This window comes from Pseudomonas sp. TE24901 (assembly GCF_054058375.1).
On sequence record NZ_JBSSAF010000001.1, the window covers coordinates 282,911 to 299,728 of the forward strand.

The window sequence follows — 16,818 nt, forward strand, 5'->3', positions numbered from 1 at the left end:
GGGCATTTTTTTGCCTGGCCAACCCCCTCCAGGACACTGGAGATCATACTGTGGGAGCGGGCTTGCTCGCGAAGGCGGAGTGTCAGTCAACACATGCATGACTGATGTCCCGCATTCGCGAGCAAGCCCGCTCCCACACAAGCCCGCTCCCACAGGGGTTATATGTAGGGCTTAAAACTGCGGGGTGTAGGTCATGGTGAACATCACATTGCGCGGATCACCGTAGTAGTTGCTGCCCCAGTTCGCGTTGTACGCCGGGATGTAGTACTTCTTGTCGAACATATTGTTCAGGTTCGCCGCAACGGTGAATTCCTGGTTGATCTTGTAGGCCACCCGCGAATCCCATAACGCATTGCCCGGCACACTGAAGGTGCGGTCATAGGCAACAGTGCTGCTTTGCGCCGTCACACCGGCACCGACGCTGAACTTCTGCCAATCCCCCGGCAACTGGTAATCACCCCAGACCTTGAGCAAGTGCTTGGGCGTCCAGGTGCTGAAAACCTTGCCTTCGTAAGTGTCGTCCTTGAGGAATTGGGTGGTGTTGTAGGTGTAGCTGGAGGCCAGTTGCAGGCCAGGCAGCACTTCACCGCCCAAGGTCGCTTCAAAACCCTGGCTGCGGACTTTGCCCGAGGCCACCGAGCAGTACCAGCCATTGCAGTTCATCGGCCCTTGCAGGTCCTGAACGCCACGGTTTTCCTGGTCGTAGCGAAAGATCGCAAACGAGGTGTTGAGTCGGCCATCGGCCAGTTCTCCCTTGATGCCCAGCTCATAGTTCTTGCCCTCAATGGGCTTGAGCAATGAACCGGAGGTGGTCAGGTTGGTTTGCGGTTCGAATGCATCGGCGTAGCTGGCATAGGCCGACCACTCATCGTTCAGGGCGTATACCAGGCCGGCATACGGCGTGACCTTGCCAGAGGTTTGCGTGGTGCTTTCTTCCGGCGCGCTGTACACACCCTGGCGACCGCTCTGGCCGATGTACGAATACTCATACCAACTGGTGCGTGCGCCGAGGATCAGGGTCAGGGGGTCCAGCACCTTGACGCGCCAGGTGCCATAGAGGCCTTTCTGGCGAATGTCATACCAGCTCTTGGAGGCGTTACCCGCCTGGAACAGCTGGTATTTGTCGCGTTGCACACGGTTGTGGTCGATGTTGAAAATATCCGCGCCATTCGTTGCCGCGCGTGCCCACTGGTCGTCGGTAGTGAGTTTGGAATAGTTGGCGCCCAGCACCACTTCCTGTTGGAAGCCCAGCCCATCGAACTTGCCGTTGACATACACATCCGCACCGCGGCTTTTGGTATTGAAGTCGGTGACCCAGTCGATGTAGCGCACATTGCCCGTGTCGCCAGGGTTGGGAACGGTATCCCACGTCGCCTGGTAGGTCGCGTCGTTATGCTCGTCCATGGCCACCAGCGCAGCCTTCACTTTCCAGTCATCGTTGAAACGATGCTCCAGGTCGGCGAACACCTGGGTCTGGTTGTTGACGGCGCGGTTCCAACTGGCGCCGACAAAGGTCGAACGCGGCAGGCCGATATCACTGCCATTGGCGTAGCGGGGCAACGACATGAAGTTGGGGCGTGAGTGGCCTTTCTGGTTGCTGATGCCGACACCGACGGTAGTATCGGGCGTGAAATCGTAGTCCACTGCCCCATAGACCGTCTGATTCCAGCCGCCGACATAATCGACAAAGGAATTGGTCGTGTCGTAATCCGCCACAAACCGCCCCCGCAGCGTGCCTTCAGGATTGAGCGGGCCACCCGCGTCCACTTGAGTGCCGTAATGGTCCCAGGAGCCGGCCTTGGCGGTGACGGTTACCGTGGGCGCCTGCTGGCCGCGTTTGCGCACCAGGTTCATGGTACCGCCAGGGCTGTTGGCGCCTTGCAACAGGGCAGCCGGGCCGCGCAGGGTTTCGACGCGGTCGTAGATCGCCATGTTTTCGGTGAGGTAGCTGCCCAGCGTGTAGGTGTTGCGCGCAATGCCCACACCGTCGTATTGCAGCGTGCCGACTTCGAAGCCACGGGAGAAGATGAACATGCCAGGGCCAGGAGATTTGGTCGCCGTCAGGCCAGGCGTGCGCTTGACCACTTCGGACAGTTTGGTGGTGTTCTGGTCATCCATTTGCTTGCGGGTCATGACGCTGACCGACTGCGGAATGTCCTTGAGCTTCTGCTCGCCCTTGCCCAGGGTTACGGCACCCGTGGTGTAGGAACCCGTACCTTCGGTGGTGACCCCAAGGCGTTCGGCGCTGATGGTGGTGGCGCCGACTTCAAGGGCGGTGCCTGTGCCCACGCGCTTTTCCAGGGTGACCGTATCCGCGTTGATAAACGCTGCGCTCAACCCTGTGCCGCCCAACAATTGGCCCAGGGCTTCGCGCTGCCCCAGGTTGCCCTTGACGCCCGGCGACACCACCCCTTGGGTCAATTCCCCGGAAACCAGCACCTGAACCCGCGTCACTGCCGAAAACGCCGCCAGCGCACCGTCCAGGCTTTGCCCCGGAATATCAAAACGATAGGTCTGGGCCTGGGTGGTCTCGGCGGCCTGCAAGTACAGCGGTGCAGTGCCGCAGGCCAAGGAAATGGCCAGTGCCAGCAAGGGCCGTGCGGCGTGTCGGTGTGCCATGGATGGTGCTCCCCGGTGCAAAAAGTCAGTGATCGGCGCCGCACTACTTGAGAGTGCTTACTATTTGCGCCTCAGTGATCAAGGACGATGCCTTGCAGAGAAACCCTGAAAGTTTTTGAAAAAAAGTGCCGGCTAGGACGCTTTGCCTTCGCGCAGCACCAGCAAATACGGGGTGTAGTGCTCGGCGTGCAGGTTGAGGGTGTATTCCAGTGCCTTGATCACGGCGTCGGGTTTGTCGATCTCGAACACCCCGGACACCACGCGATTACGCAGCGCATCCCCTAGCACCAGGGTCTTGCCGGGCCAGTAGCGGTTCAACTCGCTGACCACGTCCGCCAACGGTTGCTGACGAAATACCAGTTGCCGCTGGCGCCAGGCGAAGCCACTGGCCGGGTCGAAACCATGGGCGTCATTGAGCTGCTGGCCCTGATACTCCACGGCCCGCCCCGGCTCCAGATAAACCGGCGCCCCCTTGCCCGCACTGACCTGCACCTTGCCTTGCGCCACCTGTACCCGTGTCTGCGCATCACGCCGGGCCACGCTGAACTGGGTGCCCACCACCTTCACCCAGCCATCGCCGGACTGCACCACGAAAGGCCGCGCCGGGTCTTTGGTCACGCTGAAAAACCCTTCACCGCGCAGCAAGCGTACTTGGCGCTCACCGCCGCTCATGCGCACTTGCACCGCGCTGTCGGTGTTGAGTTGCAACTGAGAGCCGTCCGCCAACTCGACGGTGCGCGATTCGCCGGTGCGAGTGGCGTAATCGGCCCGCAGGCGGTCCAGCCAAGGGGTGTTCTGCACGGTCAGCCCCACCGCCAGCAATACCGCGGCGGCATAGGCCCAGCGCCGGGCGGGTTTGCGCCAGGCCGCCTGTTCGGCGCGACGGATGAACCGCGCCGGTTCGCGCAAGCCGCCCAGCATCGCCTGGACTTCCTGCCACGCATCGTCCTGGGCCTGGCCCTGTCCGAGCCAGGCGGCAAAGGCCTCCATTTCGGCCGGGGTCACGTCCTCGGCCTGCAGGCGGAAATACCAGCCTGAAGCTTGCTCGAACAACGCATCGGCAGTGTGTGCGGCGGTCATGGCCGACGTCCTTGTGTGTCGCAGGCGAGCCGCGTCTTGATGTAGGCACGGCATTCGATCAGGGCACGGCGCAGTTGGTATTCCACGCTGCGCGGGGTGATCGACAGGCGTTCGCCAATCTCGCGGTAGGAAAGTTCGTCGACATGATAAAGCAGGAAGATCTGCCGAGTCGCTTCGGGCAACGCCAGGATCGCGTCCTGCATCAGTTGTTCCTGCTGGTAGGCGGCCAATTGCTCATCGGCGCCTGGGTTGCCGCACGGCAATTCTTCACTGGGTTCGCCGGCGTCCAGGCGCTCACGGCGGATGGCCTGGCGCTGGTGATCGCGCACCAGGTTGCTGGCGATGGTGAAGAGAAAGGCCGGGAGGTTGTCGATCTTCTCGCCGCAGTCCATGCGGGCCAGGCGTAGGAACGATTCCTGAGTCAGGTCGGCGGCCACCTGGGCGCTGCCGGTGCGGCGGGTGACGAAGGCTTCGAGGGCTTTCTTCTGCTCCGCGAACAGGCGCGCGATCTGCGAATTCCAGGAGGGCACAGCACTACCTTGAGAAGAACGAGGGGTTCAGGGAGTGCGCACGCTAGCAGAAGATGAGATTGGTTCGCAATTGATATCTATTTTTGCTGCAAGGCCCGTGGTGTTCTTGGGATCGCTATCGCAGGCAAGCCAGCTCCCACAGGTTGACCGCATTCTCCTGTTGGAACTCGGTCAACTGTGGGAGCTGGCTTGCCTGCGATGCAGACGACTCGGTCTTACTGGATTTCGTCCGGCTTGACGATCACCCAGTTCTTGTCCGCCGTCACCGGCAGCCCTTCTTTGGCCTGGGCTGCTGCATGCTTGGCCATCATGCCGTTCAGCTGGGTCATGTATTTGTCTTTGCGGTTGACCCACAGGTGAATGCCGCCCTTGGCCACGTCCACATCGTGGAACAGCATGTAGCCGTCACTGCTGGGCGTGTCGCCGCCCACGATCACTGGTTTTTTCCATTCGTCGATGTAGGTGAGGATCGCCGCATGCTTACCCGCCATCCAGGTGGCCGGGGTCCACAGGTACGGGGTGAGTTCGAGGCCGAGGTTGGCCTTCTCGTCATACTTGCCGGCCGCAATCTGCTTGCGTGCGGTGGTCAGCTCGCCAGTCTTGCGGTCCTTGAGCAAGGTGCTCACGCCGATGACGTTCTCGGGTTTGACGTTGTAGCCATACTTAGGATCGGCCGCGACCATGCGCACCAGCTCTTCCGAGGCGGCGGTCATCACGTACACCTCGATGCCGTTTTCCATCAGTTTGTTGTACAGCTCAGCCTGGCCGGTGAAGACTTTCGGCGGCTGCACTTCGGAGTTCTTCACCACGTCGCCTTCGTAATAGGTCACGGGCACCGGCTTGCCGGAAGCCATCAGCTCATCCACATAGCCCTTGAGTTCCTTGAGGGTGAAGCCGGAGAAGATTTGCGCAACCCACGGGTAGCAGACCATGTCGTCCACTTCGCACAGGCGGTAGTAGTAACTGAACAGGCTTTCCTTGTGGTCGGCGGTGTCCTTGAACGGGATCAGTTTCAGGGACGGGTCCATGGTGTCGCGGGTGATCAGGCCCTTGTTTTCCAGGTAAGGCAGCAAGGACTCTTCGAGGTCGTAGCGGTAGCTGGTGTTGTCCATGTCGAATACCGCGAAGTTACCTTTGTTGGCATTCGCAGCGATCATTTCGTTCAGTTGCTTGGCCGCAGGCGCTGGCCAATGCTTCAACTCGGTGGCGGCAAAGGCCTGGCTGGCGAGGCCAAGGCAGAAGGCGGCAGAGACCAGTAGTTTCGGCGCAAGCTTCATAAGCGTTTTCTCCCTGAGTGAAAGACATCGACGCTAACAAATCTGTATGACAGTTATCGCCCGAGCACGACCGCTTGCATCGTGATTGCGCCAACGGCATGTGCCTGAGCGTCAAACGCTTATTCCAAAAACGACAGTCAACATTCCATATCGGTATTAAATCAATATATTTCAAGCTGTTAGGCTTTCCGGTTCGCAATCGCAGGCTCACGCGATTGGCTGCCTTCTCAACGGAGCTTCAATGAATCTGCCCCTGATTCTCAACTTACTGGTGTTCGTGGTCCTGTTGCTGGGCCTGGCACAAACCCGTCGCACAAACTGGAGCCTCGCCAAGAAGGTGCTGTTCGCCCTCGCCCTCGGCGTGGTGTTCGGGACGGCCCTGCACACGATCTACGGTGACGGCAATCCAGTGCTCAAGGCCTCCATCGGCTGGTTCGACCTGGTCGGCAACGGCTACGTGCAACTGCTGCAGATGATCGTGATTCCATTGGTGTTCGCCTCGATCCTCAGCGCCGTGGCGCGCCTGCACAACGCCTCGTCCCTGGGCAAGATCAGCTTCCTGACCATCGGCACGCTGCTGTTCACCACCGCCATTGCGGCGCTGATCGGTATCGGCCTGACCAACCTGTTCGGCCTCACCGCCGAAGGCCTGGTGGCCGGCACCCAGGAAATGGCGCGCCTGCAAGTGATCCAGAGTGATTACGCGGGCAAGGTCGCCGACCTGAATATCCCGCAACTGCTGCTGTCCTTCGTGCCCGCCAACCCGTTCGCCGACCTGGCCCGGGCCAAGCCCACGTCGATCATCAGCGTGGTGATCTTTGCCGCGTTCCTGGGGGTTGCCGCGCTGCAACTGCTCAAGGATGACGTGGAAAAAGGCCAGAAAGTGCTCAACGCCATCGACACCCTGCAAGCCTGGGTGATGCGCCTGGTGCGCCTGGTGATGAAGCTCACGCCCTACGGCGTACTGGCGCTGATGACCAAGGTGGTCGCCGGCTCCAACCTGCAAGACATCATCAAGCTCGGCAGTTTCGTGGTGGTGTCGTACCTGGCCCTGGGCCTGATGTTCGTGGTGCACGGCCTGCTGCTGTCCCTGGCCGGGATCAACCCGCTGCGCTTCTTCCGCAAAGTGTGGCCGGTGCTGACCTTTGCCTTTACCAGCCGCTCCAGTGCCGCCGCGATTCCGCTGAGCATCGAGGCGCAAACCCGCCGCCTGGGCATCCCGCAGTCCATCGCCGGTTTCGCCGCCTCGTTCGGTGCGACCATCGGCCAGAACGGTTGCGCCGGTCTCTATCCGGCGATGTTGGCAGTGATGGTGGCGCCAACCGTGGGCATCAACCCGCTGGACCCGCTGTGGATCGCGACCCTGGTGGCGATTGTGACCTTGAGTTCGGCAGGCGTTGCCGGCGTGGGCGGTGGTGCAACCTTTGCCGCGCTGATCGTGCTGCCGGCCATGGGCTTGCCGGTGTCACTGGTGGCGCTGCTGATTTCCGTAGAGCCGCTGATCGACATGGGCCGTACGGCGTTGAACGTGAACGGTTCGATGACGGCCGGCGCGATTACCAGCCAGGTGATGGGGCAGACAGACAAAGCGCTGTTGAATGCCGATGAGCATGCCGAGTTAGCGCAAGCCTGATAGACCGCTATCGCGGGCAAGCCCGCTCCCACATTTGACCGAGTTTCCCTGAAGAAACCGGATCAAACTGTGGGAGCTGGCTTGCCTGGGATGCTTTTAGGCTTTTTCCCAGACTTCGAAGTTGTACGCAGGCTTGTCGCCTTCCGGCGCATTCTTCACGTTCGACACCAGCTTCCACTGGCCCGCATCAAACTCCGGAAACCACGCATCCCCTTCCGGACTCAACGCCACCCGCGTCAGATACAGGCGATCCGCCTGCTCCAGCCCCTGCGCATACAACTGCGCACCACCAATCAGCATCAGCTCATCCGCGCCTTGCTCCAGCGCCCACGCCTCGGCACGTTCCACGGCGGCGTCCAGCGACGGAAAAACTTCCGCACCTTCCAGCGCCAGATCGGTCTGACGGCTGACCACAAGGTTCAAGCGCCCCGGCAACGGTCGGCCCAGGGAGTCCCAGGTCTTGCGCCCCATGATGATCGGCTTGCCGAGCGTGGTGGCCTTGAAATATTTGAAATCCCCCGGCAAATGCCAGGGCATGCTGTTGTCGACGCCGATCACACGGTTTTCACCGAGGGCTGCGATCAGGCTTAAAGGGAGAGTTTTTTTCATGGCGACGAGAATACCAGAGGTGCGAGCCAGCGGTTATGCTCAGACCTCACTGGCTCAACAGGATGGCGCGTGACTGCACTGAACCCGCTGCACACACTCTGGCTGACAGAAACCGTGCGCCTGCGCGAAGAACACGCAGGCCCACTGGAAGACCAGGAAGCCAACCGCCTGGCCCGCACGGCCGGTGGCGACCTGCCGACGCGCATCCAGCACCGCGCCCTGCACCTGGCCGAGCGCGACGGCCTGGCCACCGCCCTTAACCGCTGGCTGCAAGGGGCACGCCTGGCGCTGGTGTTGCTGGCTATCGTCGCTGTCATCAGCGGCGCCGGCTTGGCCTTTGCCGCATTGGGTAACGGCCTGACCCCGGTGAACGTGTTCTGGGCGCTGGGCAGTTTGCTCGGCTTGAACCTGATCCTGCTGATCAGTTGGGCCCTAGGCCTGCTGTTTGCCGGTGAACACAGCGCCAGCCTGGGGCGATTGTGGTTGTGGCTCAGCGAAAAACTCGCCCGGGATGCCAAGGCCGCGCAATTGGCGCCCGCGCTGTTGCTGTTGCTGCAACGGCAGAAACTCAATCGCTGGGCCGTGGGCGTGCTGGTCAACAGTTTATGGCTGCTGGCGTTGCTCAGTGCCCTGGTGATTCTTCTTACGCTGCTCGCCACCCGTCGCTACGGCTTCGTGTGGGAAACCACCATCCTCGGTGCCGACACCTTTGTCGCCGTCACCCAAGCCCTGGGCAGCCTGCCCGCCCTGCTGGGCTTCAACGTGCCCACCGTCGACATGATCCGCGCCAGCGGCGATGCCGCCCTGAATATCGAAAGCGCCCGCCAGGCCTGGGCCGCGTGGCTGGTGGGTGTACTGCTGGTGTACGGCCTGCTGCCAAGGTTGATCCTCGCCCTGCTGTGCCTGTGGCGTTGGAAACGCGGGCGTGCGGCCCTGCGCCTGGACCTCAACCTGCCCGGCTACAGCCAACTGCGCGAACGCCTGATGCCCAGCAGCGAACGCCTCGGCGTCAACGATGCCGCGCCCGAGCAACTGCACCACGTCAGCGGGGGCGTCAGTGAAGTGGAAAGCGACGGCGCCCTGCTGGTGGCCATCGAACTGGACGACCAGCATCCCTGGCCACCCAAACTGCCCGCCAGCGTGAAGAACGCCGGCATCCTCGACAGCCGCGAGTCGCGCCACACACTGCTGGAGCAACTCACCCGCTTCCCGCCTGCCCGACTGGCCATCGCCTGCGACCCACGCCGCTCGCCCGACCGTGGCAGCCTGGCGCTGATCGCCGAACTCGCCCGCAGCGCCACCGCCACCCGCGTCTGGCTGCTGCAAGCGCCGCCCGGCCAGGCCCTGGACGCCGAGCGCCTGGGCGACTGGCACGCCGCGTTGGAGCAACTTGAGCTGCCGTTCGCCGACTGTGCACCGCTGAACTGGCTGGAGACCGGTCATGACTAAACCGCTGAAACTCGCCGTGGTCGGCCACACCAACGTCGGTAAGACTTCACTGCTGCGCACGTTGACCCGTGACGTGGGCTTCGGCGAAGTGTCCCATCGCCCCAGCACCACGCGGCATGTCGAAGGCGCGCGCTTGTCGGTGGAGGGCGAGGCGCTGCTGGAACTCTACGACACCCCCGGCCTTGAAGACGCCATCGCCCTGCTCGACTACCTGGAGCGTCTGGATCGTCCCGGCGAACGCCTCGATGGCCCGGCCCGCCTGGCGCGATTCCTGGAAGGCAGCGAAGCGCGCCAGCGTTTCGAACAGGAAGCCAAGGTGCTGCGCCAACTGCTGGCCTCGGACGCCGGGCTGTATGTGATTGACGCCCGCGAACCGGTGCTGGCCAAGTACCGCGACGAGCTGCAGGTGCTGGCCAGTTGTGGCAAGCCGTTGTTGCCGGTGCTCAACTTTGTCAGCAGCAGCGACCACCGCGAGCCGGACTGGCGCGAAGCCCTGGCCCGCCTTGGCCTGCATGCGCTGGTGCGTTTCGACAGCGTCGCGCCGCCGGAGGACGGCGAGCGGCGCTTGTACGAAAGCCTCGCCCTGCTGTTGGAAAACGCCCGGCCGCAATTGGAACGCCTGATCCTGGATCAGGAGGCCCAGCGCCAGGCCCGCCAACAAAGCGCGGCACGCTTGATCGCCGAGTTGCTGATCGACTGCGCCGCCTGCCGTCGCAGCGTGGTCACTGAAGATGAACCGCAAGCCATCGGCGACCTGCGCAAAGCCGTGCGCCAGCGCGAGCAAAAATGTGTGGAGGCTCTGCTCAAACTCTTCGGCTTCCGCCCGCAGGATGCCGCCGCCAGCGACCTGCCGTTGCTCGACGGCCGCTGGGGCGATGACCTGTTCAACCCCGAAACCCTCAAGCAACTCGGCGTACGCGTGGGGGGCGGGATCGCCGCCGGTGCAGCCGCCGGTGCGGGTGTGGATTTGTTGGTCGGAGGATTAACCCTGGGCGCCGCCGCCCTGGCCGGGGCGATTGCCGGTGGCGCGCTGCAAACCGCACGCAGCTACGGCAGCCGTTTGCTGGGCAAGATCAAGGGTCAGCGCGAACTGACCGTGGACGACAGCGTGCTGCGCCTGCTCGCCCTGCGCCAGCGCCAACTGCTCAAGGCCTTGAACCTGCGCGGCCATGCCGCGATGCACAGCATCAAGGTCGACACGCCCCAGGACAAAACCTGGCGCGAAGGCAAGTTGCCAGACGCCCTGCACAAGGCCCGCGCCCACCCGCAATGGTCGTCCCTCAACCCCCACGCCAAACTCAGCCAGGCCGAGCGCCAGGAACAGATCGAAGCACTGGCTACCCGGCTCGACGAGGCGTAAACCGCTTACACCTCATACCAGTTCAAGGCCAGGAAGGTCGTGCATAGCGAGCGGATCAGTTCCTTGTCCGCCTTGTCAGCCGCGCCATTGCGGTCAACGTCACTGTTGGTGAACGACTCCAGTACGCCGTCGCTGTCGCCGTCATAGGCAGCCACCTTATAGATCAGTGGAGCACCAGCCCCAGAGGCACCAGGTCCGTGGAAGTCCAGCTTGACTGCGTTCGGCCGACCGGTTTTGCCGAAATGGTCGACGTACATGATCAATGTACGCTGCCACTGTCTAGCCGAATTGAACCAATTCAGCTTCAAGAAGCTGTCAGCGAAACTCACCAACTGAGGTTTGTCCACAACCAGACAGTCAGGCAGAGGTTCTCCCGCCAGTTGCAGATCGACCTTGCCATCCACTGTCATATCCAGGCCGACGGTTTCGTAGATCAGCGCGTCGGGGGCACCCGGTTGCTGTTGATAAAAATGCAGAATCACCGCATCGGCGCGACCATTCCCGCACAAGTCCTGGGCGGTGGCTTTCAAATAACGCATCGCATTGCTCCTTTAACTAAAGAAGCAAGCACCTTAGTAACGTACCGATAGTGACTCTAGGCGGCGTGTCTGCGTTATGCGTAAGGCCACTCTACACAGCGAGTAGCCGTATAGCCTTGGCCTTGAGCAACTGCAGATCCATCACCGGCACATGCATTTCCTTGGCCTGTTCGTCCCAATGACGCATGCGCAGGCTGACCGCGCACAGCGGGTCCTGCTCGAACGCCCGAGCTTCCTCGGCACTCATCACACCGCCCTGGTAACCCAGGGTGCGGCGGCTGGCTTCACTGAGGCGAGCGTAGTAGTCCGGTTGGCTGAACGTCAGGTAACGCTTGGCCTGCACGTGGTACTCCACCAGTTTGGCCATGCGCTCGCTGAACCCTGCACGGCGCAAGTAGTCCGCGCCCAAGCGCTCGTGGCTGACCACGCCATAACCGCCCATATTCTCGCCACCTTGGCCGCAAATGTGCCCGATGTCGTGGAAAAACGCCGCCAGCACCACTTCATCGTCAAAGCCCTCGGCCATCGCCAGCTGCGCGGCCTGGGACATGTGTTCGATCTGCGACACCGGCTCGCCGATGTAATCCGCCGCGCCGTGCGTTTCGTACAAGCCGAAGACGTCGGCAATTGCCTGTTCCGGGTTCATCACGCCGCTCCCCACAAGGTTGTGATATTTCGCTCGGCCATCGCCGGCCCTACGCTCATGCCCACGCCGGTGTGCATCAACGCCGCACTCACGCCCGTCGCCGCACGCACGAATGAAAACGGCCCCGGCCCACGCGAGCCGTACACGCCCTGCCACCGCTCCACCACCTGGATCTTGCACCCCAGGGTTTGCTCGGCCAGCTCGATCATCCAGTCGTCCACTTGCTCGGCGTTGAACGGCGAGGCATCGCTGCCGTAATCGTGGGAGTCGCCGATGATCAGTTCGCCATGGGGCGTCGGGCTGATCAGCAGGTGAATCCCGTGCTCGTGCAAATGCGGTTCGTCACGCAGGATCTGCGCCTGCACCGGCGCCGCTTCCGGCAGGTCGGCAAAGGCGCCGTAGTGCACGCAACTCAAGCCCGTGAGCAACGCGTGTTGCAGGTTCAGGTTCACCGTTGGCCGGGCACGCAGCATTTGCAGGCGGCAGATACTCGGGTTGAGCTCGGCCATCGCCTCGGCCAGCAGGGTTTGGTAGTCATGGCCGGAACACACGATGATCTGCTCACCGCGAAAGCTGCCTGCCGTGCTGTGCAACTGGCCCGGCTCGACGTCGCGCACCAGGGTGGAGAAGTAGAACTCCACGTTCAGCGCCTGCGCCAGGTAGTTGATCAGCGCCGGGATCGCTTCGCGCGAATACAGCTGCTGGTCGTCCTTGCCGTGCAGTGCGGCGCGGTGATGGCGGAACTGGCCGCCGTACAGGTCCTTCATGGCCGAGCCTTGCAGCAGCTCGACGTTGTAGCCGTGTTCCCGCGCGCGGCCGGCGCAGAAGGCTTCCAGCAGGTGTTCTTCGGCTTCGGTGCGGGCGAACAGGTACGCGCCGTTGCGTTTGAGTTGCAGGCCGGCGACTTGAGCCCAATGGCCCCAGATGTCGCGGCTTTGCCGCGCCAGGTCGAGCATCGGGCCGGGCGGCTGGCCGGTGACCAGGGCTTGGCCGAAGTTGCGCACCGAGGCGCCCAGTGGCGTGGCGCTGCGTTCGAAAACCTTGACCTTGAGGCCGCGCTTGGCGGCGGCGTAGGCGTGGGACAGGCCGAGGATGCCGGCGCCCACGATCAGCAGATCCGTGTGGTGTGTCATGGAGAGATGTCCTGAATTTGAAGCCGCCTTCGCAGGCAAGCCAGCTCCCACATTTGAATGTGTTCACAAATCAAAATGTGGGAGCTGGCTTGCCTGCGAAGAGGCCATCAGCCCTAACGAAAATTCTTACTGACCGGCTACCTTCTCCGACTTGCCGTCATAGCGCTTGCGCCACTCAGTCAGGATGCTGTCGCGGTTCTTCGACGCCCAGGCAAAGTCGTTCTTGATCAAACGCTGCTCGTAGTCAGCCGGCAATTCGGTCTGCGGCTTGGCAATGCCCGGTTGGGCGAGCACGGCGAAGTTGTCTTTGTACAGGTCCATGGCCGCGCTGCTGGCAGAGAAGTCCGCGAGCTTTTTGGCGGCGTCCGCATGGGCGGTGCCCTTGATCACGGCGGTGGCTTCAATGTCCCAGCCCAGGCCTTCTTTCGGCAGGATGATGTCCAGCGGCGCACCCTGGCGTTTGAGCTGCACGGCCGGGTATTCGAAGGAGATTCCGATCGGGAACTCACCCGAAGCCGCTAGCTTGCACGGCTTGGAACCGGAGTGAACGTATTGGCCGATGTTCTGGTGCAGGTCGTCCATGTACTGCCAGCCCTGCTTCTCGCCGAAGGTCTGCAACCAGGCGCTGACGTCCAGGAAACCGGTGCCGGAAGACGCAGGGTTCGGCATCACGATCTTGCCCTTGTACTCAGGCTTGGTCAGGTCCTGCCAGCTCACCGGCTTGGTCAGGCCCTGCTTCTCGGCTTCTACAGTGTTGAAGCAAATAGTTGCCGCCCAGACGTCCATGCCCACCCAGGCCGGCGGGTTGGCCGGGTCGCGGTAGTGTTTGCCGATCTTGTCCAGATCTTTTGGCGCGTAGTTGTCCAGCATGCCCTGCTGGTCGAGGATCGCCAGGCTCGACGCGGCCAGGCCCCACACCACGTCGGCTTGCGGACGGTCTTTCTCGGCCAGCAGCTTGGCAGTGATGATGCCGGTGGAGTCACGTACCCACTTGATCTCGACGTCAGGGTTGGCCTTTTCGAACGCCTGCTTGTAGGTCTTCAACTGCTCGGCTTCGAGGGCCGTGTACACGGTGAGCTCGGTCTTGGCGAAGGCATTCAGGCTGAATGCAGTGAGTACGGCAGCGACCAGCGCCAGGGGCTTGAACATGCAACACCTCCTATCGGGATTATTGGCCGGGCGCGGTCTGGCGCCAGGCTTGGGAGCGACGCAGTGCGCCACGTGAAGCCCACGCCAGCAGCAGCGAGACGCCGGCTGAAGTGAACAGGATCAGGGTCGACATGGCCGCCGCACCGCCCACGTTGCCGGCATCGTCCATGTTCAACACGGCGACGGCGGCGAGGATGGTGTCGGGGCTGTAGAGGAAGATCGCGGCCGACACAGTGGTCATGGCCGATACAAACAGGTAGCGCACGATGTCCAGCAGCGCCGGCAGGCAGATCGGCACGGTCACGCGCAGGTAGTGGCGGTACAGCGGCGCCTTGAGGGACAGCGCGGCGGCTTCGAACTCGGCGTCCAGCTGTCGCAAGGCCGTGGTGGCGGTCATCTGTGCAGTGGTCAAATAGTGCGCAATGGTGCACACCACCAACAGCGTCATGGTTTCGTAGAACACATGCAGCGGGTTGCCATTGAGGTTGAAAAAGAACACGTAGCCCAGGCCCAGCACCAGGCCCGGCACAGCCATCGGCACGAAGCTGAGCATGCGCAGCGCCAGGTTGAGGCCTTTCTGGCCCTTGGTCTTTTCCATCAGGTAAGCACCGGTGAAGATCAGCACGCTGCCGATCAACGCCGTGCACAGCGCCAGGGTCAAGCTGTTGCGATAGGCCAGCCAACCGCCGCCCGCGGTGTCTTCGAACTGGTAGTGGTTGAGGGACAGCGACAGGTTGTACGGCCAGAACTTCACCAGCGAGGAATACACCGCCATGCCGAACACCAGCAGCAACACCGCGCAAATCAGCAACACGATGGCCAGGTAGCAACCGTCGCGCAGCCGCGAGGGCGCCGGCTGGAACACCTGGGCACGGCCGCTCATCGAGTCGCCATGACGACGGCGCAGCCAGGCGTCCACCCCAAAGCTGAACAGTGCCGGCAACAGCAACACCATGCCGATCAGCGCACCCCGCCCGAACTGTTGCTGGCCGACCACCGCCTTGTAGGCTTCCAGCGCCAGCACTTGATAATCCCCGCCGACGACAACGGGCACGCCAAAATCGGTGATGGTCAGGGTGAACACCAGGCAGAACGCAGCGAACACCGCCTGGCGCGTCGCCGGCCACGTGATGCTGCGAAACGCCCGCGCCGGACTGGCGCCCATGCTGGAGGCAGCGTCGAACAGGCGCGCATCCGCCAGGGACAGCGCCGACAGCAGGATCATCAAGGCGTGTGGGAAGGTGTAGATCACTTCGCCGAGAACAATGCCCCAGAAGCCGTAGATATTGTCCGAGAGCAAGCCACGCAGCATGCCCTGGTTACCGAACAGGTAGACCAGCGCAATGCCTGGCAACATCGACGGGGCCATCAGTGGCAGCAGCGACATGCCACGCCAGATCGCCTTGCCGGGAATCAGCGTGCGTTGCAGGGCGTAGGCAAACAGGTAGGCCAGCGGTACGACAATCGCCGCCACGCTGAGGGAGACTTTCAGGCTATTGCCCAGCAGCCAGTGGAAGTTGTCGCTGGTCACCAGCTCCCGCGCCGCCACCAAGCCACCGCCCTGCCCGGCTTCACTGCTGAAACCGCGCCAGAAGATCGCCAGCAAGGGCAGCAACACGGCGATGCCCAGCAGCACCAGCCACAGCAGTTTGCCGCCGACCACGAAAATACGGTCGCCGGTTTCGGCACGGGACACCTGTCGTGGCTGCGTCATGACAGTGGCCATCTCAGGCAAACACCTGCAGGCTGCGTGGCGGCAAGGCCACCCAGATATCCTGGGCACCCAGGCGCGGCATGGCTTCCGGCGCCAACTCGGCCAGCAATGGGTGGCCGGGCAACTGCTCCAGCTCAAAGCTCATGCGGCAACGATTGCCGAGGAAGGTGATCTCGCGGACCTTGGCCGGGAACAGGTTCTCTTCATGCACCGGCGGGTTGACGCTGATCGCTTCCGGGCGGCAGAACAGGCGGCCGGACTTGGCCACGCCGGCGTCGTCGGCCAAGCGCATGTTCATCCCACCCACCTGGGCGTGGCTGGCACTGTTGCGGCTGAACGGCAGCCAGTTGCCCTGGCCCACAAACTCCGCCACGAACGGCGTGGCCGGGCGGTCGTAGATTTCCTGGGGCGTGGCGTACTGCTCGACCTTGCCGTTGTTCATCACGGCAATGCGGTCGGCCATCAGCATGGCCTCGTCCTGGTTGTGGGTGACCATCAACGTGGTGATGCCCAGGCGGCGCTGCAGTTGGCGCAATTCGGTGCACAAATGCTCGCGGACGCGGGCGTCGAGGGCCGACATCGGTTCATCCAGCAACAACAACGAAGGGGCCGGCGCCAACGCACGGGCCAGGGCCACGCGTTGCTGCTGGCCGCCAGAGAGTTGGCCGGGGTATTTCTTTTCACTGCCGACCAGGCCGACCAGCTCCAGCATCTGCCCGACGCGCTTGCGCACTTCATCGCGGCCGCTGCCAGTGAGGCCGTAGCCGATATTCGCTTCGACGGTGAGGTTGGGAAACAGCGCGTAAGACTGGAACAGAATGCCGTAGTCCCGCGCCTGGGGCGGCAGCAGGGACACGTCGCGGTTGCCCAGGCGCAGCTCACCGCTGTCCTGGCGCTCCAGGCCGGCAATGCAGCGCAGCAAGGTGGTCTTGCCACAGCCGGACGGGCCCAGCAGGCACACCAGTTCGCCCGCAGCGACGTCCAGAGAAACGTTGTCCAGGGCGGTGAAGGCGCCGAAACGCTTCTGGATACCGCGCACCGTCATCGGCGCGCCGGGGTTAGTCAGGGCTGTGTTCATGG

At 62.7% G+C, this 16,818-nt stretch carries 14 protein-coding genes; 3 read left to right on the forward strand and 11 right to left on the reverse strand.

Annotation, left to right across the window (positions count from 1 at the left end):
• Positions 1 to 171: 171 nt before the first annotated feature.
• The 4 genes from ACVWVP_RS01315 to ACVWVP_RS01330 all read right to left on the reverse strand — a co-directional run bounded on the left by ACVWVP_RS01315 (position 172) and on the right by ACVWVP_RS01330 (position 5,506).
• Positions 172 to 2,619 carry a TonB-dependent siderophore receptor gene (locus tag ACVWVP_RS01315; RefSeq protein ID WP_259172247.1) on the reverse strand — a complete coding sequence of 816 codons (2,448 nt, stop codon included), beginning with the start codon at positions 2,617 to 2,619 and terminating at the stop codon, positions 172 to 174.
• 132 nt (positions 2,620 to 2,751) lie between these two features.
• Positions 2,752 to 3,699, reverse strand: a complete 948-nt coding sequence (locus ACVWVP_RS01320) for a FecR family protein (protein ID WP_259172249.1) — start codon at positions 3,697 to 3,699, stop codon at positions 2,752 to 2,754.
• Entirely contained in the window at positions 3,696 to 4,229 is a 534-nt protein-coding gene (locus ACVWVP_RS01325) for an RNA polymerase sigma factor (RefSeq protein WP_457404268.1), read from the reverse strand. The genes ACVWVP_RS01320 and ACVWVP_RS01325 overlap by 4 nt, the downstream gene beginning before the upstream one ends.
• 215 nt (positions 4,230 to 4,444) lie before the next feature.
• Complete coding sequence (locus ACVWVP_RS01330) at positions 4,445 to 5,506, reverse strand: HAD family hydrolase (protein WP_256349846.1); 1,062 nt, start codon at positions 5,504 to 5,506, stop codon at positions 4,445 to 4,447.
• Positions 5,507 to 5,747: 241 nt separating this feature from the next.
• Between ACVWVP_RS01330 and ACVWVP_RS01335 the strand changes: the two genes are divergently transcribed.
• Positions 5,748 to 7,139 carry an L-cystine transporter gene (locus ACVWVP_RS01335; protein WP_178920016.1) on the forward strand — a complete coding sequence of 464 codons (1,392 nt, stop codon included), beginning with the start codon at positions 5,748 to 5,750 and terminating at the stop codon, positions 7,137 to 7,139.
• Positions 7,140 to 7,235: 96 nt separating this feature from the next.
• Here ACVWVP_RS01335 and ACVWVP_RS01340 read toward each other — a convergent pair whose 3' ends face one another.
• A complete protein-coding gene (locus tag ACVWVP_RS01340; RefSeq protein WP_259172260.1) occupies positions 7,236 to 7,748 on the reverse strand; it encodes a dihydrofolate reductase in 513 nt (170 codons plus the stop codon).
• A 69-nt stretch (positions 7,749 to 7,817) separates the two neighbouring features.
• Between ACVWVP_RS01340 and ACVWVP_RS01345 the strand changes: the two genes are divergently transcribed.
• Both ACVWVP_RS01345 and ACVWVP_RS01350 read left to right on the forward strand, forming a co-directional pair.
• Complete coding sequence (locus tag ACVWVP_RS01345) at positions 7,818 to 9,197, forward strand: DUF2868 domain-containing protein (RefSeq protein WP_457404270.1); 1,380 nt, start codon at positions 7,818 to 7,820, stop codon at positions 9,195 to 9,197.
• Complete coding sequence (locus tag ACVWVP_RS01350) at positions 9,190 to 10,557, forward strand: DUF3482 domain-containing protein (protein ID WP_259172270.1); 1,368 nt, start codon at positions 9,190 to 9,192, stop codon at positions 10,555 to 10,557. The genes ACVWVP_RS01345 and ACVWVP_RS01350 overlap by 8 nt, the downstream gene beginning before the upstream one ends.
• A 5-nt stretch (positions 10,558 to 10,562) precedes the next feature.
• Here ACVWVP_RS01350 and ACVWVP_RS01355 read toward each other — a convergent pair whose 3' ends face one another.
• The 6 genes from ACVWVP_RS01355 to ACVWVP_RS01380 all read right to left on the reverse strand — a co-directional run bounded on the left by ACVWVP_RS01355 (position 10,563) and on the right by ACVWVP_RS01380 (position 16,816).
• Positions 10,563 to 11,096: a hypothetical protein gene (locus ACVWVP_RS01355; protein ID WP_457404272.1), complete on the reverse strand. Its 534-nt coding sequence runs from the start codon at positions 11,094 to 11,096 to the stop codon at positions 10,563 to 10,565.
• A 91-nt stretch (positions 11,097 to 11,187) separates the two neighbouring features.
• On the reverse strand, positions 11,188 to 11,742 hold the full coding sequence (locus tag ACVWVP_RS01360) for a phosphonate degradation HD-domain oxygenase (RefSeq protein ID WP_457404274.1): 555 nt from the start codon (positions 11,740 to 11,742) through the stop codon (positions 11,188 to 11,190).
• Positions 11,742 to 12,875: a TIGR03364 family FAD-dependent oxidoreductase gene (locus tag ACVWVP_RS01365; protein WP_457404276.1), complete on the reverse strand. Its 1,134-nt coding sequence runs from the start codon at positions 12,873 to 12,875 to the stop codon at positions 11,742 to 11,744. The genes ACVWVP_RS01360 and ACVWVP_RS01365 overlap by 1 nt, the downstream gene beginning before the upstream one ends.
• A 126-nt stretch (positions 12,876 to 13,001) precedes the next feature.
• The gene (locus ACVWVP_RS01370; RefSeq protein WP_178920009.1) at positions 13,002 to 14,024 is read right to left on the reverse strand and encodes a putative 2-aminoethylphosphonate ABC transporter substrate-binding protein; all 1,023 of its coding nucleotides are present in this window, start codon (positions 14,022 to 14,024) and stop codon (positions 13,002 to 13,004) included.
• Positions 14,025 to 14,043: 19 nt separating this feature from the next.
• The gene (locus ACVWVP_RS01375; RefSeq protein WP_457404278.1) at positions 14,044 to 15,750 is read right to left on the reverse strand and encodes a putative 2-aminoethylphosphonate ABC transporter permease subunit; all 1,707 of its coding nucleotides are present in this window, start codon (positions 15,748 to 15,750) and stop codon (positions 14,044 to 14,046) included.
• A 1-nt stretch (position 15,751) separates the two neighbouring features.
• On the reverse strand, positions 15,752 to 16,816 hold the full coding sequence (locus ACVWVP_RS01380) for a putative 2-aminoethylphosphonate ABC transporter ATP-binding protein (protein WP_178920007.1): 1,065 nt from the start codon (positions 16,814 to 16,816) through the stop codon (positions 15,752 to 15,754).
• Between the last annotated feature and the right edge of the window lie 2 nt (positions 16,817 to 16,818).

Bases quoted from the DNA above. Each gene is read 5' to 3' on its own strand.
- ACVWVP_RS01335 (WP_178920016.1), top strand. From the start codon at position 5,748: ATGAATCTGCCCCTGATTCTCAACTTACTGGTGTTCGTGGTCCTGTTG.
- ACVWVP_RS01355 (WP_457404272.1), bottom strand. From the start codon at position 11,096: ATGCGTTATTTGAAAGCCACCGCCCAGGACTTGTGCGGGAATGGTCGC.
- ACVWVP_RS01340 (WP_259172260.1), bottom strand. From the start codon at position 7,748: ATGAAAAAAACTCTCCCTTTAAGCCTGATCGCAGCCCTCGGTGAAAAC.
- ACVWVP_RS01375 (WP_457404278.1), bottom strand. From the start codon at position 15,750: ATGGCCACTGTCATGACGCAGCCACGACAGGTGTCCCGTGCCGAAACC.
- ACVWVP_RS01365 (WP_457404276.1), bottom strand. From the start codon at position 12,875: ATGACACACCACACGGATCTGCTGATCGTGGGCGCCGGCATCCTCGGC.
- ACVWVP_RS01370 (WP_178920009.1), bottom strand. From the start codon at position 14,024: ATGTTCAAGCCCCTGGCGCTGGTCGCTGCCGTACTCACTGCATTCAGC.
- ACVWVP_RS01330 (WP_256349846.1), bottom strand. From the start codon at position 5,506: ATGAAGCTTGCGCCGAAACTACTGGTCTCTGCCGCCTTCTGCCTTGGC.
- ACVWVP_RS01315 (WP_259172247.1), bottom strand. From the start codon at position 2,619: ATGGCACACCGACACGCCGCACGGCCCTTGCTGGCACTGGCCATTTCC.
- ACVWVP_RS01320 (WP_259172249.1), bottom strand. From the start codon at position 3,699: ATGACCGCCGCACACACTGCCGATGCGTTGTTCGAGCAAGCTTCAGGC.
- ACVWVP_RS01360 (WP_457404274.1), bottom strand. From the start codon at position 11,742: ATGAACCCGGAACAGGCAATTGCCGACGTCTTCGGCTTGTACGAAACG.
- ACVWVP_RS01380 (WP_178920007.1), bottom strand. From the start codon at position 16,816: ATGAACACAGCCCTGACTAACCCCGGCGCGCCGATGACGGTGCGCGGT.
- ACVWVP_RS01350 (WP_259172270.1), top strand. From the start codon at position 9,190: ATGACTAAACCGCTGAAACTCGCCGTGGTCGGCCACACCAACGTCGGT.